The following is a 24,565-nucleotide window of genomic DNA, read 5'->3' on the forward strand; positions in this document are numbered from 1 at the left end:
ACAGGGACGAGAAAATCGCGGTACCACCCTGGTTATGAAAGAAAGGCTTTCATCACTTTAATGCTATAACGTAGCAAACGGCTCACTTCAATTATGAGCACTCTGGTTTAGCGTTCAACTAGCCTTCGTTTAAAACTTCTTTCAGCCAAGGAAGTTTCTCTCTTCAAACGGACTCTAGTCTACTTAGAACCTTCGACGTATTATCATCTATTGAACTTAGTTTGAATTATAATGAAATACTATCAAGAATGTCAATGTTCGAATGATGTTTTACGTATCTTTTAGGATCGCCCTTTTATTTTTTTCATCTAAAAGCACGTGGTAAATTACTCTTACAACTGCAAAAAACGGAACGACTAACAATAATCCTACAAGTCCTGCTAGTTCTCCCGCAACTAAAAGTAGTGCAAGAATAACAAGTGGATGTAAGTGAACACTCTTACCGACAATCCACGGGGAAAGGACATTACCTTCTAAAAATTGAAGCGCAACGATTAGAATAATTACCCAAATCACCGTACTCCAGGACATTGTAGCAGCAATAGCTATGGTAGGAATCGCCCCAACAACCGGTCCGAAATAAGGGATAATATTGGTCAAGCCAATAAATACACCCAGCACGATGGAAAATTTAATATCTAATAACATCAAAGCAACAGTTGCAATGCCTCCTATTAAAACGCAAACAATAAATTGACCTCGGATATATCCACCTAACGTATCATTAATCCCACTAACAATTTTATGTAATGGGTCTTTCCAGTTTTGAGGAGAGATACTTTTTCCCCATCCCTTTAATACATCAAAGTCTTTTAAAAGATAAAAAGAGATAAATGGAATTAAAGCCAAAAATAATATGGCAGTTGACACATAAGCGAATAATGATAACCCTTTTTGCACAAGTCCTACCGCGAATGTCTCTATAGCATCAATTCGTCTATCAACAAATTCTTGTACACCATCTGGGTAAACTTGCGTTTCTTCATGAATAGTAATGAGTCCGTTCCGATAAGATTCTGTCCATGTGGGCACATGTGCAACTAGTTCATTTAATTGTTGATAAAACATTGGCAAGCCGAAATACACCGCAGCTCCAACTCCACCAAAGAATAAAGCATATATCACTGCTATGGTTACTCCTCTATGAATGCCAAAACGATGAACCTTTTCCACAACTGGATGCAATAAAAAGCTAATAAAAGCAGCTACTAAGAATGGCACACACAACCAAAGAATAGCATGAACAAAAGGCTTCCAAACTGGTTGTAATAAAAAAAGGAGATAGAGAACAGTTAAGCCAGCAATGATTAAAATGGTCACCCATAATGCAGATTTAATCTTTTGCATGTACAGTTCCTCCTTTGTTTACATTCAATCTTAGGTTTGCTTACTTGGAAGAAAATATGCTCTTGTATTTGTAATAATTTCAACGGTTGATTTTTTACAGGTTGATTAATATGTGGTTTTATCTTTTGGACCACATGTATTTTTGAAACGTATGCTCAGCTTTCGTTTTTTCGCTTCGTGAACGCACGTTATTTCCGTAACGTGTGCTCTACTTCCCGTTTTTCGGTTCTTGAACACACGTTATTTCCGTAACGTGTGCTCTACTCCCTTTTTCTGCTTCGTGAACGCACGTTATTCTCGTAACGTGTGCTCTACTTCCCGTTTTTCGTTTCTTGACCGCATTTTACACTTTAAGAAATAACAATGAAGGAGACTCATTTAAAAGCAAGCCACATCACGTGGCTAACAATGAGTTGTTACTGGTCACGTAACAAAAAAGCCACCTAAATCCCAATGATTTAGGTGACCCACTTGTTAATGAATGGCTTTGCGAAGTTTTTTCTGCCACTTTTTCATGGACTTTTTGTTCATAGAACGTGAATACGTGGAAGCTGCTACTCCAATTCCGATTCCCAGTATTGATGCAATCGTTTTATTCAAGCCACTCACACCCTTCTAACTAAGTTTTCGTTCATCCTCATGAAATAGATCGTCTAACGAACTTAAACTTCCGTCCTCTTCTACTTGATGGGTGTTAATAATGCCTTTTGATACAGACATCTCAATAAAGCATCCCCAACAATAATATTGATTAATTCCTATTTTACCTAAGTCTTTACTTTGGCAATTTGGACATTTCATCATAGCAAGCACCTCTTCACGTTTATCGTTAGAAGCAGTATTGCCAATTTAATGAAATATAAACAATAGTGTAGAAAATTCCGTTCGTTATTTAAGAGATGAACAAACTTAGCTTATGAGTTTAACTCGAAATCATTCGGCGTAACGTTTTCCATACCAATCATTGGATTTACCTTTTCCCATGTATCTTCTGTTAAAGCTACATGTTCCATTTCTTCGTCGCCCCCGGTGCCAAGTAATTGAAGCATGGATTTTAACATCGTTCGTCGTTGTAAATCATCCGTTCTTTCCACACCAAGTCGAAATGCTGAAGTTTCTCCACAAAGAATTAAGAAGCGTTTACTTCTAGTGATAGCTGTGTATAGTAAATTTCTACGCAACATTCGGTAATAACCGCGAACCACCGGAATAATTACAATAGGGAATTCACTTCCTTGAGATTTATGAATGGAGCAACAGAATGCATGCGTAATTTGATTGAGATCTTGCCGTGTGTATGTCACTTCATTTCCGTCATAACTTACAATCACCATGTCTTCTTTTTCTGTGTTTTCTTTTGCATAAAAGATAGAAATGACTTCTCCCATATCTCCATTGAATACATTTTGCTCTGGTTGATTGACAAGTTGGAGAACTTTATCACCAATTCGGAAAACCACTTCTCCAAATTTCAGTTCTTTCCGCTTGCCATCTAGATTAGGATTAACAATTTCTTGCAGCCTTTTATTTAGCTCATCTATACCTGCAGCCCCACGGTACATCGGAGCTAACACTTGGATATCTCTTAGTGCGTACCCTTTTTTCGTAGCATTCGCCACAACTTTTTCCACAACATCTGGTAATTGAGCTGTCGTACATTGAATAAAACTACGATCTTTTTGCGGTTCAGTTAAGTTAGCAGGGACTGTCCCTTCTTTCATAGAATGCGCTAACTCGATGATCGAAGAACCCTCCGCCTGACGGTAAATATCCGTTAGCTGGACCGTTGGAATCACGTTACTTTCAATTAAATCTTTTAGCACTTGACCAGGTCCAACAGATGGCAATTGGTCATCATCCCCCACCATAATTACCTGCATGCCTTTAGGGATTCGTTTGAAAAGTTGATGAGCTAACCAACTATCTACCATCGAGGATTCGTCGATTATTAGTAGTGATCCTTTGATAAACGGAACTGGCTCATCATCCTCTTCTTCTTGTTCTTCCTCTTGCCCTTTCCAACCTAACAAACGATGAATAGTCATAGCGTTTAAGCCAGTTGATTCTTGCATACGTTTTGCTGCACGACCTGTTGGAGCGACTAGGACATAAGGGTATACTTCCTCTTCTTTATATTCCTTTTTATCAAGTGGCTTTCCATGTAGCTTACTATAGATTTCAACAATTCCCTTAATAACAGTTGTTTTCCCTGTACCTGGACCGCCAGTTAAAATCATCATCCCTGACTTTAACGCCTTTTCAATTGCTTCTTTTTGAGAAGGTGCGTATTCTACTCCAAGCGCTTCTTCCAATTCACCTAACGCTAACAAGAATTCAGATTCAGGGAACTCATCTAAGAAAGAATCATCTGCTAAGATACGCTCTATGCTCGTCACTAGTCCTTTTTCAGAAAAATACAAAGAGGGCATAAATATTTTACGTTCCTCTATAATAATTTTCCCTTCTTCTCCTAGTGCTAAAACTTGCTTAGAGATATCTTCAAAAGGGATTTCTTCTTGGTGATGAGCAAGTAACTCTACTACAGCAGGAAGTAATTCCTCTGCTTCGACATATGTATGGCCTTCTTTATATGTGAGATCATCGAGTAAATGAAGAATGGCCGCTTTCATTCGATCAGGATGACCACCTGTAAAACCTAGCTGAATACCAATTTGGTCAGCTCTTTTAAAACCAATTCCTTCGATGTCCTCCACTAATATGTATGGGTTTTTCTCAATAACACTTAAAGAATCTTCTTTATATAATGAGAATATTTTCATGGAAAGCTGCGGACCAAAGCCTAAGTCAGTCAATCCGACCATGACGTGTTCCAAACCTTGATGCTCTTTTAAGGAATTAATCAAACTTTCCGCTTTGGTTTTCGCTAACTGTGGCACATCATCTAAGATACTTGGATCCGCTAGAATCTTTCGTAATGCTCCTTCACCGATGTGGTCAACTATGCGTTCAGCGGTCTTTTTACCGATTCCTTCAAACAAATCACTCGAAAGATATTGAATCGTACCTTGCTTGGACTGTGGCATTTCCTTTTGAAATCTAGAAACATGGAATTGAGGCCCAAATTTTGGATGCTCTTTTAACTGACCATAAAAGGTATAGGTTGTTTCCTCTTCTAGAGAGGGAAAGTATCCCGTCACCATAAGTTCACGTTCCGCCCAAGAGGTATTTGTTTCTTCTACACGGATGCGGACGACGGAATATAAATTAGACTCGTTGTAAAAGATGGTAACAAGAAGTCTCCCTTTCACATATGGCTCTTTTTGTTGCATGGAATCTTGCCCCATATCCCGTCCTCCTACTCCTTAATTCGATTCAATCATCATCAATAAACTTTGTGCAAAGTCATGACGTGGTTCTAATTCTATCGTTTTCTTCAAATGTTCGATAGCCTTTTCTTTATTTTCTGTACCCATAGCATAAGCTGCACCAAGATTGTAATGCCCATCTACATGATTGGGAGATAATTCAATTACTTTTTCTAATTGCTCTATCGCTAGGTCAAAGAATTCATTTTTCGCATAGCCAATTCCAAGTTGAAAAGTCGCATCCACATCTGAAGGCTCCAATTCTACAGCACGTTGAAGATATGGAATGGCAAGTTTTGTTTGCTCCATGTTCATAAAGCTAATCCCTAACATGGCAAAGACTTCATTTGTTTCTAATCCATTCTGAATGGCTTTTTGATAGTGTGCTGCAGCTTCGTCATAAAGTGATTCTTCATAGGCAACGTTCCCAAGGCTATAATAAGCAGCTGCAAATGTAGGATCTAGTTCAATTGTTTTTTGGTAAAAGGCTTTTGCTCGTTCTAAGTCGTTAACAGCAACAAGCAAGTTTCCGAAGTTAGCGTAGCCAAGTGGATTGGACGGCTCTAATTCAATTGCTTTATTAAAACAATTAGCCGCTTCCTCCCATTTTCCTTCTTTCATTAATTCAATTCCTTCTTGATGCAGATCCATCTTCATTTCCCCCAGTCATAAATTTATCCGTAAAAAGGTGATTGGACAAAATATCAGAGTGACTGCAGAGGGATTTCCGTTACAGGGGGACGCTTTCCGCGGGACGGGCATCTGACTACAAAAGCGGAAGGCGCGCGTTCTGCCGCGGGAGGAAACTTCGGAAGACCGAGTAGGCAGCTCCTGAGCCAACGGAGGGCTTTCGAAGTTTCCCTAGCGGTTGCGCACCTGAAGCTAGAAATGCCTCCTCGTCGCGGTCGCTGAAGAACGCTCTTAGCTCCTGCGGGGTCTCAGCTGTCCGTTTAAATTCCCGCAGGAGTCGCCCCCTTTCACTCCAATCCCTGAATATCTATAGAGTTATGCTATAAATTCTGCAGTGACCTGTGTCTCAAAACACGATAGTTCAAATTCATATGATAACAAAAAAACAGGTGAACATATTATAAAATTCACCTGTTTCTGCATTTTCCAGTCTGTATCGACTGTTTATCTAGATACTAAATCACCCAACATACATTAAACGCTTTTCTTGTTGGAAGATATGATCGATTGTTCCTCCACCTAGACATTCGTCTCCGTCGTAGAAAACAACAGCTTGTCCAGGAGTTACTGCACGTACCGGTTCGTCAAACACTACCTTCATGTCGCCATTTTCTTGCGGATACACTGTTACGTTTGTATCAGGTTGGCGATAGCGGAATTTAGCCGTACATGTGAACGGTTCTGTTTTGGTTTCTTTCGCTACAAAGGAAACATTCGTAGCTGTGATGGAATCAGAATATAGAGAAGGGTGATCAAATCCTTGCTCCACGAATAATACATTCTTTTCCAGGTCTTTCCCTACAACAAACCATGGTTCACCTGATCCACCGATACCTAAACCATGACGTTGACCAATTGTGTAATACATTAGTCCGTCATGTTTCCCTTTTTCTTCACCAGCTAATGTCTTCATAACACCAGGTTGAGCTGGCAGATAACCTTGTAAGAATTCTTTAAAGTCACGTTCACCAATAAAGCAAATTCCAGTAGAATCTTTCTTTGTAGCAGTAGCTAATCCAGCTTCTAAAGCAATCTCACGAACACGCTTTTTATCAATATCACCAATCGGAAACATAACTTTCTCTAATTGGTCTTGTGTTAGCTGATTGAGGAAATACGTTTGATCTTTATTTTGATCAAGTCCACGAAGCATTTTCACTCCAGTTTCATTGCGTTCTACACGAGCGTAATGTCCTGTAGCTAAGTAATCAGCACCTAAACTCATTGCATGTTCTAAAAAGGCTTTAAACTTTATTTCTTTATTACACATAACATCTGGATTTGGTGTTCTACCAGCTTTATATTCATCTAAGAAATACGTAAACACCTTATCCCAATATTGTTTTTCAAAATTAACCGCGTAATAGGGAATGCCAATTTGATTACATACTCGGATTACGTCATTATAATCTTCCGTAGCTGTACAAACGCCATTCTCGTCGGTGTCATCCCAGTTTTTCATAAAAATACCGATGACATCGTACCCTTGTTGCTTTAAAAGTAACGCTGCAACAGAGGAGTCCACTCCACCAGACATCCCAACCACCACGCGTGTTTCATGTGGTGCTTTCATCTCTATCCCTCCTTATTTTTTCCATCGCTCTATAATGTTCACCAATCGCTTAGCTGCTTCTTCTACTTCCTCTTCCGTAGTGGAAAATCCAAAGCTAAAACGAACGGAATTAGTTAATTCATCCGCGTACTTTCCATACATGGCAACTAACACATGAGATGGGTCAATGGAGCCTGCTGTACAAGCTGATCCACTCGATACCGCTACACCAGCTAAATCTAAATTAACTAGTAAAGACTCTACATGTGCGCCAGGAATGCTTAAGTTTAACACGTGAGGTAAGGAATGCTCAAGCGAACCGTTTTGCTTAAAGTCTACTTCTGCTTCTTGTAAGACACCTATAAATGTTTTCTTCCATGCCTCATATTGATTTCGTTTTTCTTCTATAGTAGATTGAGCAATTTCTACAGCTCGTTTAAAACCAGCGATACTTGCTACATTCTCCGTCCCAGCACGACGCTTTCGTTCTTGTTCTCCTCCAAACTGCTGAACAGCTAATGGAGTGCCTTCTCTAACATAAAGGAAACCAATTCCCTTTGGCCCATTAATTTTATGAGAAGAAGTCGAGAGTAAATCAACATTCAGCTCATTTACATCTAGAAATTCCACACCATATGCTTGTACAGCATCTGTATGAAAATAGACTTCTTTATCCTTTAGCAGATGACCAATTTCTTTAATGGGCTGTATCGTACCAACTTCATTGTTCCCATACATAATAGATACTAATGTAGTCTCCTCTGTGATTACCTCATTCAATTGATCAACACTAATACGTCCATCATGATCAACAGGCAAATAAGTGACAGAAAATCCTTCTTTTTCTAAAGCCTGAAAAGCGTGAAGTACTGCATGATGTTCCACTTCGGTTGTGATAAGATGACGACCTTTATTTGCCATAGCCTTCGCCACACCGAAAATCGCTAAATTATCCGATTCTGTTCCACCACTAGTAAAAATGATCTCTTGTTCTTTTGCTCGGATACTAGAGGCTAACACCGCCCTTGCTTGATCAACCTGATGACGAGCTACTCGTCCAAATGAATGGATGCTCGATGGATTTCCGTGAACAGATGTCATCACTTCCATCATCTCAGAGACAACGTCTGGGTGCATAGGAGATGTGGCTGCATGATCTAAATAAATTGTCTTCATCTTATCCCTACTTTCTTTCCAATAGTACGCAAATTAAATATAGAACATATATGGATCAGATTCTCCATCTTCAGTGAAATTAGCCATATCTTCTAATGTAGTAGAATCTAATACATCTTTCACAGCATCGCGAATTCGAATCCATAATTGACGTTTTGCCGGTTCTTCATCTTCTATTCCTTCTACAGGTGAGATAGGACCCTCTAATACACGAATAATATCTCCTGCCGATATCTCTTGTGGTTCTTTCGCTAATTTATATCCACCATAAGCACCACGAATACTTCGAACTAATCCCGCATTTCGAAGTGGTGCAATTAATTGTTCTAAGTAATGCTCTGATAGTTCATGCTTTTGCGCAATCGTTTTTAAAGACGTAGGTCCTTCCCCATGTCTTTTCGTTAATTCAATCATAATCGTAAGCCCGTAACGGCCTTTCGTCGATATCTTCATCGGTCAAAACCCCTCTGCCTTTGTTACTTGTTCGCGCCTTTTCAAATCCCCAGTATTATACCATGAAATAAGCTTCCGTGCATGGACCGTTAAAAACTGGTACACTACTGCTAGAACATTAGTTTGGAGCGGATATCATGAATAAACCATTAGCATTTCGTATGAGACCATCCACGATTGATGAAATAATAGGGCAACAACATTTAGTTGGAGAAGGTAAGATTATTCAACGAATGGTAAAAGCAAAATCATTATCTTCCATGATTCTGTATGGACCACCTGGGATTGGTAAAACATCCATTGCAAGTGCCATTGCTGGAAGCACTTCTTACGCTTTTAGACAGTTAAATGCAGTCACGAACAATAAAAAGGATATGGAAATAGTGGTACAGGAAGCAAAGATGTCGGGAACGGTCATATTGTTACTAGATGAGATTCACCGTTTAGATAAAACAAAACAAGATTTTTTATTACCTCACCTGGAAAACGGAAGAATAGTGCTAATTGGTGCAACAACTAGTAATCCTTATCATGCCATTAATTCTGCTATCCGAAGTAGATGTCAATTGTTCGAACTGTTCCCTTTAACAGATGAAGAGATAGAAGTAGCACTTGTTAGGGCATTAAAAGACAATGTAAATGGACTAGGAAATCAACCTGTTAAAATAGAAGAAAATGCATTAAAGCATTTTGCAAAATCTAGTTTTGGAGATGTGCGATCTAGCTTAAATGCATTGGAATTAGCAGTTCTTTCTACAGACGCAAATGAAGTTGGAGAAATTATCATTACACTTGATATTGCAGAACAATGTTTACAAAAGAAAGCATTTAGACACGATAAAGATGGGGACGATCACTATGACGTAATGAGCGCTTTCCAAAAATCAATTAGGGGTAGTGATACGGATGCTGCTCTTCACTACCTTGGTCGCTTAGTAGAAGCTGGAGATTTACCTACTATCGCTAGAAGATTGCTAGTCATAGCATATGAAGATATTGGACTCGCTAATCCGCAAGCAGGTATGAGAACTTTAGCAGCAATTGAATCTGCAGAACGTTTAGGATTCCCAGAAGGTAGAATTCCGTTAGCCCACGCTGTCATTGACCTCTGTTTGTCACCTAAATCTAACAGCGCAATTGCAGCAATCGATGCAGCTATGAGTGATATTCACCAAGGCTTGTCTGGTGAGGTTCCTCTCCATTTAAAAGACGCTCATTATAAAGGGGCAAAAGAAATGGGGAGAGGCGTGGAATACTTGTTCCCACACAACTATGAAAACGGTTGGGTCGCTCAGCAATACTTGCCAACTAAATTAAAAGCAAAGCAATACTACCAGCCAAAAAATAATAGTAAAGCGGAGCAAACATACGCTAGTGTGTATGAAGCAATTAAAAAACAACAAAATAAGAGATAGAATTTTCAGTTTATTCATGTTATAGTTGCAGTAAGTTACCGTTAACAAGTGGGAAGGGGACTCATTCAAATGGAATTACTAGTTGCAGCGTTAGGAGTAGTAGCATCGATTTGGGTATTGTATTATCTAGGTAGTACTGGTTTTACGTTTGATGGTCCGAAAGAATAACTATACTTATTAAAAGATTAGTGGCTAGGATAACACGTAAATTAGGTACATTCATTTATGAATGTACCTTTTTGATATAACAGTCTGTAGATGATTCGAGTCTCTCTTACTGCAGAATTAATGCTTTTACTATTTTAATCTTTGGGATTGGAGCGGAAGGGGGCGACTCCTACGGGAAAGGTGTCGTGTCTAGCTTCAGGTGCGCAACCACTCGGGAAAGTCCAAAAGCCCTCCGGTGGCTGAAGAACTGCCTCCTCGGTCTTCTGAACTTTCCTGCCGTGGCTGAACGCGCGCCTTACGCTTTTCGATGTGGAAAGCGTCCCCCTGGAGCGGAAATCCCTGTGCAGTCCATTCCTAAACTTTTTTTGTTATCCAGCTACATCTCTTTTCACAAACGCTACGAATGCAACAGCTTGGAAGAATAGCCAGTGAGCAACTAAGATTATTATAGAGAAACCTAACGTCATGCTTTCAATATACGGAACTCCATTAAAGTAAACAGTTAAATCAGTGTTAGCAAACAGCAAGTACTTTGCCCAATCGAAGTATTGCGTTAATATCAGGGTTGCTGTTGAGCCGACGAACAACAAGAATAAGGATAACCCAATAGCAAGAGATTGATTTCTAAATAAAGTAGATACAGCAAAAGCCATCGTTGCAATTAGTAAAATATCAACTGTCGTAAGTAAATACTGCGTAAACATATTAGCTACCCAAGATTTTTCTACGACTTCACCACCAGCAAAAGATAAATAAGGAATTGCTTCAGATGGTGAACCAAATACGACAAATCCTGTTAGTAAAGAAACGAAGAATAATAGAACTAATAAAGAGAACCCATACGCTAAGACAATCACATATTTTGCCACGAGAATTTGTATTCTATTTGCTGGTCGAATGAGGAGTAATTTGATCGTTCCCCAACTGTACTCAGATGCTACAATGCTTGCAGCAATAATGATGATAAACAATCCAACAAATGACACTAGACCTATGGAATCATCCATAAAAGAAGAAACATTATACTCTTGAAGAGGTGGTAATTCGTTTTCAAGACGATATTCATTCACAGCAATAGACTGTTCTAGATTCTTTTTGTAGTAACTATCACTCAATCCTTTTACTGTTTCTTTATCAGCTGCAATGGTTTGTTGTAAGTCTTGTTCCCAAGTTGGACTAATGCCAATGTTTCCTTGATCTTTATTCATTGCTACTGTAATACCAGCAAGTCCAAAGACCCCTATTATTAATAAAACGACCATGACAATTGTGGATTTTTGTTTCATAATCTTTATCCATTCATTAAGTAATAAACCCTTCATCTTAATATCCCCCTTGTGCCGCAGTTTTTTCTAAGAAACGTTCTTCCAGCGTTTTAGATTGTGGAATAACTGTGTATATATCAACATCCATCTCTACTAAAACTTTTATGATATCTGGTAGTTCCTGTTTAGGCTTTTCTACTTTTACTAATTTTCCTTCTAGTGAGATTCCTTCTGTACGTTCTATCCAGTTTTGAATAGAAGCAACGTTTCCTACTTCCAACAGATACGTAGAAGCGTTTTCTTCTGTTTGTGTTTCATGGACAGATTGGACTTCAATGATTTCTCCGTGCTGTAAAATAGCAAAGCGATCACACATCATCTCCATTTCAGATAACAAATGACTGGAAACAAGAACTGCCATGCCCTTTTCCTTCGTTAGTTTCTTTAAGTGATCTCGAATCTCTCTAATACCAGCAGGATCTAGTCCATTTGTTGGTTCATCCAAAATTAATAGTTTTGGGTCATGAAGGAGACACTGTGCTAAACCTAAACGTTGACGCATTCCTAAAGAATACGTTTTTACTTTTTGGTGAATCGATTTTGTTAAACCTACAAATTCAACTACTTCCTCAATCTTCTCTTTCGTAATTCCTTGGTACATACGTGCATATTGTTTTAAGTTATCGTAACCAGACATAAATTTATAGAATTCTGGATTTTCGACAATGGCACCAATCTTTTTTAATGCTTCCCCGTGATTATTTCTCACGCTATTACCATCTACAATAATATCTCCGTCGGTAATTCCAATCAGGCCAACAATCATTCGGATCGTTGTTGTTTTCCCTGCTCCATTTGGCCCTAAGAAACCAAAAACTTCTCCAGGTTGCACATCTAATGAAATGCCTTTGATGATTTCTTTTCTACCAATCTTCTTTTTTACATTTTTCAATTCTAATACTGATTTCATGCGAGTTTCCCCCTTATTGTCTGTTTTACCCATTGGTTTAAACTTAGTCCTAACTCTTGAACGGATTCAACGGTTGCTTTTTCAATAAGATTACCTTCATTCATTAGTAAAACTTCATCTACTAATGTCTCAATTTCATCTAATTCGTGCGTCGCGATAATCATTGTTTGGTGATCAAAATCAACATATTTTACTAAGCTTGTAATAACAGATTCTCTTACAAGAGGGTCTAAGCCTGATAAAGGTTCATCTAGTAAAATAATAGGTGACTTTCTAGCTAATGTTACTACTAATTTTAAACGTCCACGATTTCCTTTTGATAGTTGTTTCATGATGGCTTTTCGATCTAGCGATAACTCATCTACTAATAAATTTGCTTTAGATAAATCAAAATCAGAAAACTGACTTCCCATAAATTTGACAACTTCTTCTACACTACTGTTGTCGTAAAACATATCTAGTTCCGTTAAGTAAGAAACGTTAGAGATACTTTTTCTTCCTGTGTTTTCTCCTAGTATCCTAACTTCTCCAGTAGTTGGAAATACTAATCCTGTAATTAATTTTAAGAGGGTAGATTTTCCACTTCCGTTCGTACCTAAAACGCCATATACTTTCCCTTTTTCAAAGTCTACCGATAAGGAGTGAATAGCGCATTTCTTTCCATACTTTTTCGTTACTTGCTCGAGTTTTACCGAAACGTCCATCACTCTTCCCCCTTTACGTGTTGGTTCACTTGTTGGATTAAGTCTTGTGGTGATATACCAAGCTGGTTCATTCTTTCAATGAAATTCGTAATCTCTTGTCGAACAATAGAACCTCTTAACTCTTCAATATTAGAAGCATCTTCCACAACAAAAGTCCCTTGACCACGCTTCGATTCCACTACACTCATCCTTTCTAACTCCGCATATGTTCGTTGAATGGTATTTGGATTCACTCCCATGGAAACAGCTAATTCTCGAACGGAAGGAAGCTTATCACCTAATTTTCTTTCTCCACGAACAATTTCCGTTACGATTTTATCTACGATTTGAAGGTAAATCGGTTTCTCAGATGTAAATTGTTCTGTCATTTCTACACCTCCACGTGACGTTCCATTAACCTACTTGCAAAAAAGATCGATAGGACTGTTAAGATGGCATAATATAAAATGATGAAAAGAGGCACTGGTGAATCACTAAAAAGAACAGACCACCCATTTTCATATTGCATAGTAAATTCATTAGTCACTCTAACTAAATAGCTATCTAATATATTTTGGATGAAGCTTAAGGATAAAATGTAATTTTCTAAGCTTGTGTATGCTACGACAATTATTCCAACTATTATCCCTCTTACAATCTTCGAAGTAAACCCTCTAGTTAAGGAGTGGTAAATTGCCCAAAGTAATAAGAAGTTACTACCAATGGATATTGCCCAACCAAGCCCCATGAGGGTTATTAACCAATTACTACTAGTAAATATATTTTGTACAACAGGATCTGCACTGTTTATTCCCCAGTGAAAGATAGTAAAGTACGCATAGGTCCCTGCGATTGAAAATAGAAATACACTCTGTAGTACTAAAACAGTAAATTTAGAAGAAATAAGTTTCCAAGTAGGTTGCTCTGTATACAACCACATCTGTGTTTTTCCTTCTTTGTTTAACTCCGTAATCATCATAATTGGTATATAAGCACCGGCAATAACATACAAGAGAAACGTAATTGGATAGAAGCCAGCTGGTTCGTTAGTATAGTTAATAAGAGAGTAGCCGACAACCATCCCAATAATGATGAGTACAATCACTCCATAAAACCACGCTTGCGTCATTCTCCAATCTTTCCACAATAATCTCTTAAAAGCGTTCAAAATGATCACTCCTTGTTTGTATCAGTGTTCTAGTTAGATAGTACACTAAGACATAGATACGTGTAAAGCCTATTTTTTACTTTTTTGCTTTGTTTTTACTTCCGGCGTGGAGCTGCCAAGGGACCCTAATTTTCTTTCTCCGCATTTGCATCCCTTGGTTCACAGAATCATCTACAGATCCCTTATGAAAAAGGAGACTCATCTAAGAACAAGCTACATCACGTGGCTAACGATGAGTTGTTACAGATCACATAACAAATAAAGGTTGAGGTGAACTAAAATAGTTCACCTCAACCTTTATAGAAATTACTTATTCGCTTTTTCATCTTTCACGCGCACAACAGGAATGTCAGCAACAATCGTATTAATGACATAACTTGCAGCGATCAATCCAGCTACTGACGGAACAAATGCATTAGAGGAAGGTGGCATTTTCGCTTTTCGGATTGGAGCATCGTCTTTTCCAACCACTTTACGAACATCTTCTCTAATTACGATTGGACTTTCATCCGAGAATACCACTTTAATCCCTTTACGGATGCCTTCTTTACGAAGTCTTGTACGAATCACCTTCGCTATAGGATCAGTATGTGTTTCGGAAATATCTGCAATACGGAAACGAGTAGGGTCTGTTTTATTCGCAGCTCCCATACTTGAGATAATTGGGATATTTCGTTTCAAACACTCTTTCATTAAGTGAATCTTATAAGAAATTGTATCCGATGCATCAATGACATAGTCGATACCATAACTAAAGAAGTCTTCATACGTTTCTTCTGTATAGAACATTTTCAAAGAAATTACTTCACACTCTGGATTAATATCTTGAATACGAGCTTTCATCAAATCTGCTTTCGGTTTCCCCACAGTTGATAAAAGCGCATGGATTTGACGGTTAACGTTGGTAATATCTACGTCGTCTTTATCTACTAAAATTAAGCGACCCACACCAGTTCGTGCTAAAGCTTCTGCAGAGAAGGACCCAACTCCTCCAATACCTAAAACAGCAACTGTTGTTCCTTTTAAACGGTCCATACCTTCTGTACCAATAGCCAATTCATTACGAGAAAATTGATGTAACATGAGTTCACACTCCACTTTATAAAATCTATTTTCTAGAATAGCGGACTCCAGCTCTAAACGCAAGTAGCTTAGTAGGATTAATAATAGGGAATTTAACTTCAACAAAGAAAAAAGCCGATTACGAGGTTGTAATCGGCTTTTTTCTTTGACAACGAGTCCCAATCATGCCGTCGTCATAAAGATCTAACGTTTTGAACCCGCACTCGGCAGGTGGGTTTCCTGATCACTAGTTTGTACGTCCTCGGGAAAAGGCATGTACGCCGTAATGAAACTTCGGAATCCCAACGTTATAATTGTTCGGTCAAAACAGATAGATGGTACAAACGTACACATCAGGACTCGTTTGATTGTTTTTATAATATCACATGGTTAACAAAATTACAATCGATGTGCTGTAGGAAAGAACACCTATTTTATTCTGCAGATGTCGTCGTTTTACGTTGAACTCGTAAAGAAAGCTCATCTAATTGTGCATCACTAACTTCACTTGGTGCGTTCGTTAATAGACAGCTAGCACTTGCTGTTTTCGGGAATGCAATCGTATCACGTAGGTTTGTACGACCAGCTAGTAACATAATAATACGGTCTAAACCTAATGCAATTCCACCGTGAGGCGGTGTACCGTATTCGAATGCTTCTAATAAGAATCCGAACTGTTCTTGTGCTTCTTCTTTTGAGAATCCAAGCACTTCGAACATTTTCTCTTGAATATCACGTTCGAAAATACGGATAGATCCTCCACCTAATTCATAGCCGTTTAATACTAAATCGTATGCTTGTGCTTTTACCATTGCAGGATCTGATTCAAGCATTGGAAGATCGTCACGAGCCGGCATCGTAAATGGATGGTGAGCAGCATAATAGCGTTTCGTCTCTTCGTCGTACTCCAATAACGGCCAGTCTGTTACCCATAGGAAGTTATACTTTGATTCATCAATCAAACCAAGTTCTTTTCCAAGTTTCAAGCGAAGCGCTCCTAATGAATCGGCAACAACTGATGCAGAATCTGCACCAAACAGTAGTAAGTCACCAGCTTCCGCACCAGCCGCATTGATTAAAGCAGTAGCTTCTTCTTCACCGAAGAACTTAGCGATAGGACCTTTTAGACCATCTGCTTCTACTTTTAACCATGCTAAACCTTTTGCTCCATATACTTTTGCAAATTCTGTTAATGCATCAATATCTTTACGAGAGTACTTATCTGCAGCGCCTTTTGCGTTTAGAAGTTTTACTTGACCACCAGACTCCACTGCACCAGAAAAAACTTTAAATCCGCTGTCTTTCACTAGCTCAGAAACATTTATTAGTTCCATACCAAAGCGCGTATCTGGTTTATCGCTACCATATCGGTCCATTGCCTCATCATACGTCATACGCGGGAATGGGAATGCTTGGTCTACACTCTTCACATTTTTCATAATGTGAATCATCATGTCTTCTGTCATTTGCATGATATCTTCTTGGCTCATAAAGCTAGCTTCAATATCAATTTGTGTAAATTCAGGTTGACGGTCTGCACGAAGATCTTCATCACGGAAACAACGAGCGATTTGATAATAACGGTCAAAACCAGAAACCATTAATAATTGTTTAAAGATTTGTGGAGATTGTGGTAGAGCATAAAATTCTCCATCATGCACACGACTTGGTACTAGATAGTCACGTGCTCCTTCAGGTGTACTTTTCGTCAAAATTGGAGTTTCTACATCTAAGAAACCACGTTGATCTAAGAAGTTACGTACAGCAGTACTCACTTTAGAACGAAGTAAAAATGTATCATACATAACCGGACGACGAAGGTCTAAATAGCGATGTTTTAAGCGGATGTCTTCTGCAGTGTCCGCTTGATCCGCAATAGCGAAAGGAGGTGTTTTAGATTTATTTAATACCGTAATTTCCGTTACATGTACTTCAATGGAACCTGTAGCAATATTTTTGTTTACCGTTTCAGGTGTTCTAGCAACAACGTTTCCTTTAATATCTAAAACGAATTCCGTACGAACGCCTTCTGCGATTGCTAAAGCTTCTGGGTTTGATTCTGGATTAAAGACGACCTGCACAATCCCACTTCTGTCACGAAGGTCAATGAAAATTAATCCACCTAAGTCACGGCGCTTTTGTACCCACCCTTTTAACGTTACTTCTTGACCGATTTGCTGTTCTGTTACTTCCCCGCAATAATGTGTGCGTCCAAACATTGTTACTCCTCCTCTTTATGCTTTCAACGTTTTGATTAAGTTTTCTAGAGCAACTTCTTCTTGTTCACCAGAAGTTTGGTCTTTCATTACTGCAACGCCTTTTGCCAATTCATCTTCTCCAATGATGACAATGTGCTTTGCATGTAGACGATCTGCCGCTTTAAATTGTGCTTTCATTTTTCTATCTAAATAGTCCATTTCAAGAGACAAACCTTCTGCGCGACCAGCGTGAACAATACCGACTGCTGTATTTACCGCTTCTTGCCCCATAGCTATGAAGTATGCATCAATTTTTGGCTCATCCACCAAGGTAACACCCTCAGCTTCTAATGCTGCTAAAGCACGCTCAATACTAAACGCAAAACCGATTCCAGGAGTTTCTGGTCCTCCTAAATCTTGAACTAATCCATTGTAGCGTCCACCACCACAAAGTGTAGTGATAGCACCGAAACCTTCTGCTGTACTCATAATTTCAAAAGCAGTGTGGTTGTAGTAGTCCAGACCACGTACTAACGTTGGATCGACTTCATATGGAATCTCCATGACATCAAGGAATGCTAACACTTTCTCAAAGTATTCTTTTGATTCAGTATTCAAGTAGTCCAAGATAGATGGAGCAGTTTTCATTAATTCGTGATCTCGATCTTTTTTACAATCCAAAATACGAAGTGGATTTTTCTCTAAGCGAGATTGACAGTCTCCACAAAACTCACCAATTCTAGGAGCAAAGTGATTCGTTAACGCTTCTTTATGCGCTAATCGACTTTCTGTATCTCCTAGAGAGTTAATCACTAATTTTACATCTTTCAATCCTAGTTGCTTGTAGATCGTCATCGCTAAAGAAACAACTTCAGCGTCCATCGCAGGATTTTGACTTCCTAAAGCTTCTACTCCGAACTGAACAAATTGACGGAAACGGCCTTTTTGTGGTCGTTCGTAGCGGAACATCGGGCCAGTGTAAAATAATTTAACTGGTTGATTGGCATTCCCATGCATTTTGTTTCCTACAAATGAGCGCACAACAGAAGCCGTTCCTTCTGGACGAAGCGTTAATCCTCTTCCTCCACGGTCTTCAAAAGAGTACATTTCCTTTTGAACGATGTCTGTTGTATCACCTACACCACGCAAAAATAATTCTGTTGATTCAAAAATTGGTGTGCGAATCTCTTGGTATTGATAATTGGTGCAAATATTGCGTGCAATTTCCTCAAGTTTTTGCCATTTTTCTACTTCACCCGGTAAAATATCTTGCGTTCCGCGTGGAATCTGGATCATATGTAATACTCCTCTCTTATTAGAAGAATGTGATGATTTGGTACTGATATAGGTGTCTATGATAAACAATAGCGAAAACACGAAAAAACTCCCGCCCCTTGTCTATCAATAGACAAGGGACGAGAGTTTTTCCCGTGGTGCCACCCTAATTGAAGTTAAAAAACTTCCACTTTATCCGTTAACGCCGGCATACGTCCTTCTCCTACTAGATATCAACATTTTTCAGAGAGAAACCTTCGAAGTGTTCTTTCACTAAGGGTAATGGAGGAATGTTTTCAGCCACGACATTCCATCTCTTTCCACACTTTTCTTAGTTACTCTGCTTCATCATCAGTTCTTCGTACCATTTAATTATTGATAATGATATAGACTCCTTTTCACAATGTCAAGAGTCTCTATGTAATTATCGCTTTAACATATTTTTTTGTACATTTTTACGATCTTCCATTTGTACACCAAAAGGACTCCATAATGCAGAAGTTGCTTCCTCCGTCATTACTTTTGATCCTTTTCCATCTTGCCATTTACTACTCATTGCTAAACCATGTTGAAAACCGTGTCGCATTTTCCTTCCTCCTTTTGTCTACCTAACACTAGTTTTGTCCAATTTTTAGAGGTTTTAGTAGAAGAGAAGGAAAGTAAGAAAAAAAGATGGAATACCTTTCTAAGCGAAATTGTTAGAGAGGAGTTTCATATGAAAAAAATACATATATTTATCTCTATTTTATTAGTTCTATCTATTATCTCTTTTCCTGTAGGTGCTAGTGCTGCGATTCCCCTGACAGAAGAAATGAGTACAAGTAACTCAAAAGGTCTTGTGCTAGTAGAATCTTTAAGGTTACGAACGTCACCTTCTTTAGACAGCGAAGTGTTAAAAACCTTATCCCAAAATACAGAAGTCACTGTTTTAGCGCAGCAGGGAGATTGGACAAACATCTCTATTAACAGTGAAACTGGTTGGGTGGCTTCCGAATATATAGGCAATAACTCAAGTGAGAAAAAAGAGGAAATTGTAGTGTCAACCGTTGAAAATTTATCTATTCGCACAGAACCATCGATAGAGGGTAAGGTGCTCGGAGTATTAACAAAAGGAAAATCCTACACATTATTAGAACAGAAATACGGCTGGAAGAAAGTACAGTGGAATCCAAATCAAACTGGTTGGGTTGCGGGTTACTACACTATTAATAAGGTCCCTACTAAAAATGAAAGCACACCGGAAAGACCAAACAAACAAATAGCAGCAGTTACTAATCTCAATAATAAACAAGAGCAAGTAACGATGATCTATGACGGCACGAATTTGCGCTCTGAACCTTCTACTTCTTCAGCAATTGTTGCCCAAACAAAAGCTGGGGACATGTATCCAGTGCTAAAAAAAGAGGGAGAATGGTACCTTATTCTTTTTGGCGACAAAGAAGTATATGTAGCAGATTGGGTAGTTCAAACGGTCAACATCGCTCCCTCAAAGGATGCACCACTGATTATGCTTGATGCAGGTCATGGTGGGAGAGATAGTGGAGCAATAGGATATTTTGGAACATTAGAAAAACTAATGACGCTTCAAACTACGTTACGAGTAAAACAAAAATTAGAGGCAGATGGCTATGAAGTAGAACTTACAAGAACAGATGATTATTATGTAAGTTTAGAAGATAGAGTGACGTTATCCAACGCATCCTTAACAGATCTTTTCTTAAGCTTTCACTATGATAGTGTAGAAGACGAAACTGCCCACGGACACACAACTTATTACTATCATGAAAGAGACCGTAATTTATCCCAAATTGTTCATGACTCTATTGCAAAGTCCGTCGAATTGCGTGACCGAGAAGTTCGCTTCGGAGACTACTATGTGTTAAGAGAAAATTTACGACCGGCTATTCTGCTAGAACTGGGATACTTGAGTAACGAAGAGGACGAACGAGTTATCACACACCGTAACTTCCAAGAGCTAGTAAGTACAGCGATAGCAGACGGAGTGAAAAGAGCAATTCCTTATCAAGGTGTTTTAGTTGCGCAAAATCAATAAAAAGAAGTTGGGTTAAAACTAAAAAAGGTACATTTCAAAAAACGAATGTACCTTTTTGCGTTGTATTTAAGATTAGTATAATGCAGAATTAGTGCTTGTACAGAATCTATCTTTGGGATTGGAGCGTAAGGGGGCGACTCCTACGGGATAGGTGGGTTACTGAGACCCCACAGGAGCGTACGCAAAGTGATGCCGTGTCCAGCTGCAGGTGCGCAACCGCTCGGAAAAGTCCAAAAGCCCTCCGGTGGCTGAAGAACTGCCTCCTCGGTCTTCCAAACTTTTCTGCCGCGGCTGAACGCGCGCCTTTCGCTTTTCGTAGTGGAAAGCGTCCCCCTGTAGCGGAAATCCCTGTGCAGTCACTTTTGGATATTTACCAACCTCTTATTTATTTTTCCAAAATCAGTGTCACTGGACCATCATTAACAAGTGATACATCCATCATCTCACCAAACATTCCAGTCGCAACGGTCAATCCATGCCTTCTTAATTCATCGTTAAAGAAAACATACAGTGGCTCTGCGACATCTGGCTTCGCAGCTTCCATAAAGTTTGGACGTCTGCCTTTTCTCGTGTCACCATACAAAGTAAATTGTGAAATAGATAATACTTGTCCACCTTGATCCAGCAAGGAATGATTCATTTTTCCGTCTTTATCTTCAAAGATACGTAAGTTCGCCACTTTTTCCGCTAGAAAAGAAGCCACTTCTTTTGTATCTTCGTGCGTTACTCCTACGAGAAGCACAACTCCTGCTGGAATACTTCCTACTATTTCTCCGTTTACTTTTACAGAGGCTTCTTTACTTCTTTGTAAAACAACTTTCATGCTAAGTAAGCCTCCTTAATTCATTTGACGTTGTACAGAATAAATGTGAGGAATCTGTTTAATTCGGTCCACTACTCGTTGTAAATGACTCACATTTAAAATAGAAATAGACATCGTAATGGTCGCCTGTTTATTTCTGTCGGACTTTCCAGCTACTGCCGTAATGTTCGTTTTTGTATCGTTGACGGCATGAAGTACTTCATTCAGTAAGCCTCTACGATCAAAACCAGTAATAATAATATCAACATTGTACTCTTTACGATGCGTTGCTTCGCCTTCCCACTCCACATCAATTAAACGTTCCTGGACTTCATCCGTCACGATGTTTGGACAGTCTGTACGATGGACGGAAACTCCTCGGCCTTTTGTGATGAAGCCAGCGATATCATCACCAGGAACTGGGTTACAGCATTTAGATAAACGAATTAATAAATTATCAATTCCTTTAACTTGTACGCCCGCTTCCCTGCGCTTTGTCGGTGCTGGTGTTGATTTTAACTCTGAGATCGCTTCTGAAAGTGTGTGGTTTTCTGCATCACGCTTCTTTCGCAACTTTTCTGTTAAGCGATTCGCTACCTGCAATGCAGTAACTCCGTTGTATCCAACAGCTGCAAACATATCTTCCTCAGATGAGAAATTAAACTTTTCCGCCACACGACGAATGTTATCTTGGGTCAAAATTTCTTTCAGTTCGAAATCCATGGACTTAATCTCTTTCTCCACCATTTCTCGGCCTTTATCTAAATTCTCTTCTTTTCTTTGCTTCTTAAAGAAATTACGAATTTTATTTTTAGCTTGAGAGGTTTGAGCAAGTTTTAACCAGTCTTGGCTTGGTCCATAGGAATGCTTAGACGTAAGAATTTCAATAATATCGCCAGTTTTCAATTTATAATCTAGCGTTACCATCTTCCCGTTAATTTTTGCACCTATTGTCTTATTCCCTATTTCTGAATGAACTCTATAAGCAAAATCTATTGGGACGGAACCAGAAGGTAACTCAAAGACATCTCCTTTTGGCGTGAAAACAAACACCATATCGGAGAAAAGATCAATTTTAAGGGACTCCATGAACTCTTCCGCATCTGCAGCATCATTTTGGAACTCCACTAACTCTCTAAACCAGTTCAACTTATCTTCAAAGGAGATATTCTGATCTACTCGCTTACCTTCTTTGTATGCCCAGTGAGCAGCAACCCCAAATTCTGCAATTCGGTGCATATCCATTGTTCTAATTTGGACCTCTAACGGATCTCCTTTTGGTCCAATTACCGTTGTATGCAGCGATTGATACATATTTGGTTTTGGCATAGCGATGTAATCTTTGAAACGGCCAGGCATTGGTTTCCATGCGGTATGAATAATCCCAAGAGCTGCGTAACAATCTTTAATGGAATCAACGATGATACGAACAGCTAATAAGTCATAAATCTCATTGAACTGTTTATTGTGCTCCGCCATTTTTCGGTAGATAGAATAAATATGTTTCGGTCTACCGTTAATGTCTGCTTCAATGCCTACTTCTTCTAATCGTTCATGGACATCATGTAAGACACCATCTAAATATTCCTCACGTTCCGCACGCTTTCTCTTCATCAAGTTAACAATGCGATAATACTGCTGAGGGTTTAAATAACGTAAAGACGTATCTTCTAGCTCCCATTTAATGGTCGAAATCCCCAGACGATGCGCTAGTGGTGCAAAAATTTCTAACGTTTCATTTGCGATACGATGCTGCTTTTCCTGTGGCAAATGTTTAAGGGTACGCATGTTGTGCAAACGGTCCGCTAATTTAATTAAAATAACACGGATATCTTGCGCCATGGCAACAAACATTTTTCTGTGATTCTCTGCTTGTTGTTCTTCTTGTGACTTATATTTAATCTTTCCTAGCTTTGTAACGCCATCAACTAGCATAGCAATCTCTTCACTAAACGTTTCTTTTAAATCTTCTTTTGTAAAGTCAGTATCTTCCACAACGTCGTGAAGAAAGCCTGCAGCAACTGTTGATGGATCCATATCTAAATCGGCTAAAATGCCGGCAACTTGAATAGGGTGAATGATATACGGTTCGCCTGATTTGCGGTATTGCTCTTTATGCGCTTCACGCGCTACTTCATATGCTTTTCGAACTAATTCTAGATCTTCACCTTGTAAATATTGAGCTGTACGATCTAAGACTTGTTCAGCAGTGAGCACTTGTTCCTTCGCCATTTTGTTAATCACCTAATTTACGAGTTTTCCGTTTAAAGAAAAACGGGTATTTCTATTATTATCGAAAAAAATTTCATCGTTGTAAAGGGATAGGGGGTGAAAATAAGGTGGAAAATTCTTAAAATGTAGTTATTTTGCCTTGAATTGGGGAATTTATACGTATTTTTCAAATAAAAAAAGCCCACCAACAATTTGATGAGCTCTCAAATATTAATATTGCATTAACGTTAAGATATCGTAACCGTCTAATTTATCGCGGCCATCTAAGTATGTTAGTTCGATTAGGAACGCAATACCTGCTACTACGCCACCTAGTTCTTCAACTAGTTTAATCGTCGCATCGATTGTTCCACCAGTTGCTAATAAATCGTCCGTGATTAGTACACGTTGACCTGGTTTGATTGCATCTTTATGAATTGTTAGGACATCAGAACCGTACTCTAGTCCATAGTTCACTTTTACTACTTCACGAGGAAGTTTACCTTCTTTACGCACAGGTGCGAAACCTACTCCTAAAGAATAAGCAACCGGACAGCCGATGATAAATCCACGAGCTTCTGGCCCTACAATGATATCAATTTCACGGTCTTTTGCGTATGCAACAATTTGATCTGTTGCATAACGGTAAGCATCTCCGTTATCCATTAATGTTGTAATATCTTTAAATTTAATTCCTGGTTTTGGCCAGTCTTCAACAATTGTTACGAATTGTTTTAAATCCATGACGTAC

Annotated in this window: 22 protein-coding genes, 1 other RNA gene and 2 other annotated features (1 of these 25 only partly in view); of the genes, 2 read left to right on the top strand and 21 right to left on the bottom strand. The window is 38.9% G+C overall.

All coding sequences use genetic code 11. The features are described from left to right. Positions 1 to 205, bottom strand: a binding site (T-box leader) (it extends 1 nt beyond the left edge of the window). 65 nt (positions 206 to 270) lie between these two features. The 8 genes from G8O30_RS08485 to cymR form a co-directional block, all read right to left on the bottom strand. Further along, positions 271 to 1,347, bottom strand: a complete 1,077-nt coding sequence (locus G8O30_RS08485; protein ID WP_239671663.1) for an AI-2E family transporter — start codon at positions 1,345 to 1,347, stop codon at positions 271 to 273. A 474-nt stretch (positions 1,348 to 1,821) separates the two neighbouring features. Further along, positions 1,822 to 1,947 carry a DUF3918 family protein gene (locus tag G8O30_RS08490; protein ID WP_239671664.1) on the bottom strand — a complete coding sequence of 42 codons (126 nt, stop codon included), beginning with the start codon at positions 1,945 to 1,947 and terminating at the stop codon, positions 1,822 to 1,824. A gap of 15 nt (positions 1,948 to 1,962) precedes the next feature. After that, positions 1,963 to 2,151: a hypothetical protein gene (locus G8O30_RS08495; RefSeq protein ID WP_239671665.1), complete on the bottom strand. Its 189-nt coding sequence runs from the start codon at positions 2,149 to 2,151 to the stop codon at positions 1,963 to 1,965. Between the two features lie 110 nt (positions 2,152 to 2,261). After that, positions 2,262 to 4,652, bottom strand: a complete 2,391-nt coding sequence (recD2, locus tag G8O30_RS08500; protein WP_239671666.1) for an SF1B family DNA helicase RecD2 — start codon at positions 4,650 to 4,652, stop codon at positions 2,262 to 2,264. Between the two features lie 18 nt (positions 4,653 to 4,670). After that, positions 4,671 to 5,324, bottom strand: coding sequence for a tetratricopeptide repeat protein (locus G8O30_RS08505; RefSeq protein WP_239671667.1), 654 nt, complete (start codon positions 5,322 to 5,324; stop codon positions 4,671 to 4,673). 499 nt (positions 5,325 to 5,823) lie between these two features. After that, positions 5,824 to 6,936: a tRNA 2-thiouridine(34) synthase MnmA gene (gene mnmA, locus G8O30_RS08510; RefSeq protein ID WP_239671668.1), complete on the bottom strand. Its 1,113-nt coding sequence runs from the start codon at positions 6,934 to 6,936 to the stop codon at positions 5,824 to 5,826. Positions 6,937 to 6,948: 12 nt separating this feature from the next. Then, positions 6,949 to 8,091 (bottom strand): cysteine desulfurase family protein, encoded by a 1,143-nt coding sequence (locus G8O30_RS08515; RefSeq protein ID WP_239671669.1) that lies wholly within the window; start codon positions 8,089 to 8,091, stop codon positions 6,949 to 6,951. A 33-nt stretch (positions 8,092 to 8,124) separates the two neighbouring features. Beyond that, positions 8,125 to 8,544 (bottom strand): cysteine metabolism transcriptional regulator CymR, encoded by a 420-nt coding sequence (gene cymR / locus G8O30_RS08520; RefSeq protein WP_239671670.1) that lies wholly within the window; start codon positions 8,542 to 8,544, stop codon positions 8,125 to 8,127. Positions 8,545 to 8,678: 134 nt separating this feature from the next. Here cymR and G8O30_RS08525 point away from each other — a divergent pair, with 134 nt between their 5' ends. Beyond that, positions 8,679 to 9,959 (top strand): replication-associated recombination protein A, encoded by a 1,281-nt coding sequence (locus G8O30_RS08525; protein WP_239674526.1) that lies wholly within the window; start codon positions 8,679 to 8,681, stop codon positions 9,957 to 9,959. Between the two features lie 536 nt (positions 9,960 to 10,495). Here G8O30_RS08525 and G8O30_RS08530 read toward each other — a convergent pair. From G8O30_RS08530 to G8O30_RS08575, 10 genes are all read right to left on the bottom strand, one after another. Beyond that, positions 10,496 to 11,449: an ABC transporter permease gene (locus G8O30_RS08530; protein ID WP_239671671.1), complete on the bottom strand. Its 954-nt coding sequence runs from the start codon at positions 11,447 to 11,449 to the stop codon at positions 10,496 to 10,498. Position 11,450: 1 nt separating this feature from the next. Beyond that, positions 11,451 to 12,362, bottom strand: coding sequence for an ABC transporter ATP-binding protein (locus tag G8O30_RS08535; RefSeq protein ID WP_239671672.1), 912 nt, complete (start codon positions 12,360 to 12,362; stop codon positions 11,451 to 11,453). After that, positions 12,359 to 13,066 (bottom strand): ABC transporter ATP-binding protein, encoded by a 708-nt coding sequence (locus G8O30_RS08540; RefSeq protein ID WP_239671673.1) that lies wholly within the window; start codon positions 13,064 to 13,066, stop codon positions 12,359 to 12,361. The genes G8O30_RS08535 and G8O30_RS08540 overlap by 4 nt, the downstream gene beginning before the upstream one ends. Beyond that, entirely contained in the window at positions 13,066 to 13,434 is a 369-nt protein-coding gene (locus G8O30_RS08545; protein ID WP_239671674.1) for a GntR family transcriptional regulator, read from the bottom strand. The genes G8O30_RS08540 and G8O30_RS08545 overlap by 1 nt, the downstream gene beginning before the upstream one ends. 2 nt (positions 13,435 to 13,436) lie before the next feature. Further along, the gene (locus G8O30_RS08550; RefSeq protein ID WP_239671675.1) at positions 13,437 to 14,213 is read right to left on the bottom strand and encodes a hypothetical protein; all 777 of its coding nucleotides are present in this window, start codon (positions 14,211 to 14,213) and stop codon (positions 13,437 to 13,439) included. Positions 14,214 to 14,519: 306 nt separating this feature from the next. After that, positions 14,520 to 15,296, bottom strand: coding sequence for a tRNA threonylcarbamoyladenosine dehydratase (locus tag G8O30_RS08555; protein WP_239671676.1), 777 nt, complete (start codon positions 15,294 to 15,296; stop codon positions 14,520 to 14,522). A gap of 151 nt (positions 15,297 to 15,447) precedes the next feature. Continuing rightward, a non-coding RNA gene (ssrS, locus tag G8O30_RS08560) (6S RNA) lies at positions 15,448 to 15,638 on the bottom strand. Positions 15,639 to 15,709: 71 nt separating this feature from the next. Continuing rightward, entirely contained in the window at positions 15,710 to 17,494 is a 1,785-nt protein-coding gene (aspS, locus tag G8O30_RS08565) for an aspartate--tRNA ligase (protein WP_239671677.1), read from the bottom strand. 15 nt (positions 17,495 to 17,509) lie between these two features. Continuing rightward, positions 17,510 to 18,769 carry a histidine--tRNA ligase gene (hisS, locus tag G8O30_RS08570; protein ID WP_239671678.1) on the bottom strand — a complete coding sequence of 420 codons (1,260 nt, stop codon included), beginning with the start codon at positions 18,767 to 18,769 and terminating at the stop codon, positions 17,510 to 17,512. A 112-nt stretch (positions 18,770 to 18,881) separates the two neighbouring features. Further along, positions 18,882 to 19,109 (bottom strand) — a binding site (T-box leader). A gap of 63 nt (positions 19,110 to 19,172) precedes the next feature. Beyond that, on the bottom strand, positions 19,173 to 19,334 hold the full coding sequence (locus tag G8O30_RS08575) for a hypothetical protein (protein WP_239671679.1): 162 nt from the start codon (positions 19,332 to 19,334) through the stop codon (positions 19,173 to 19,175). A 129-nt stretch (positions 19,335 to 19,463) separates the two neighbouring features. Here G8O30_RS08575 and G8O30_RS08580 point away from each other — a divergent pair, with 129 nt between their 5' ends. Next, positions 19,464 to 20,801, top strand: coding sequence for an N-acetylmuramoyl-L-alanine amidase family protein (locus G8O30_RS08580; RefSeq protein WP_239671680.1), 1,338 nt, complete (start codon positions 19,464 to 19,466; stop codon positions 20,799 to 20,801). Positions 20,802 to 21,186: 385 nt separating this feature from the next. Here the strand turns inward: G8O30_RS08580 and dtd are convergent, their stop codons facing one another. From dtd to G8O30_RS08595, 3 genes are all read right to left on the bottom strand, one after another. Continuing rightward, positions 21,187 to 21,624, bottom strand: a complete 438-nt coding sequence (gene dtd / locus G8O30_RS08585; RefSeq protein ID WP_239671681.1) for a D-aminoacyl-tRNA deacylase — start codon at positions 21,622 to 21,624, stop codon at positions 21,187 to 21,189. 15 nt (positions 21,625 to 21,639) lie between these two features. After that, on the bottom strand, positions 21,640 to 23,835 hold the full coding sequence (locus tag G8O30_RS08590; protein ID WP_239671682.1) for a RelA/SpoT family protein: 2,196 nt from the start codon (positions 23,833 to 23,835) through the stop codon (positions 21,640 to 21,642). Between the two features lie 210 nt (positions 23,836 to 24,045). Continuing rightward, positions 24,046 to 24,558 carry an adenine phosphoribosyltransferase gene (locus G8O30_RS08595; protein ID WP_239671683.1) on the bottom strand — a complete coding sequence of 171 codons (513 nt, stop codon included), beginning with the start codon at positions 24,556 to 24,558 and terminating at the stop codon, positions 24,046 to 24,048. Positions 24,559 to 24,565: the final 7 nt, after the last annotated feature.

It is taken from the genome of Mangrovibacillus cuniculi, from assembly GCF_015482585.1.
Taxonomy (GTDB): Bacteria; Bacillota; Bacilli; order Bacillales; family R1DC41; genus Mangrovibacillus; species Mangrovibacillus cuniculi.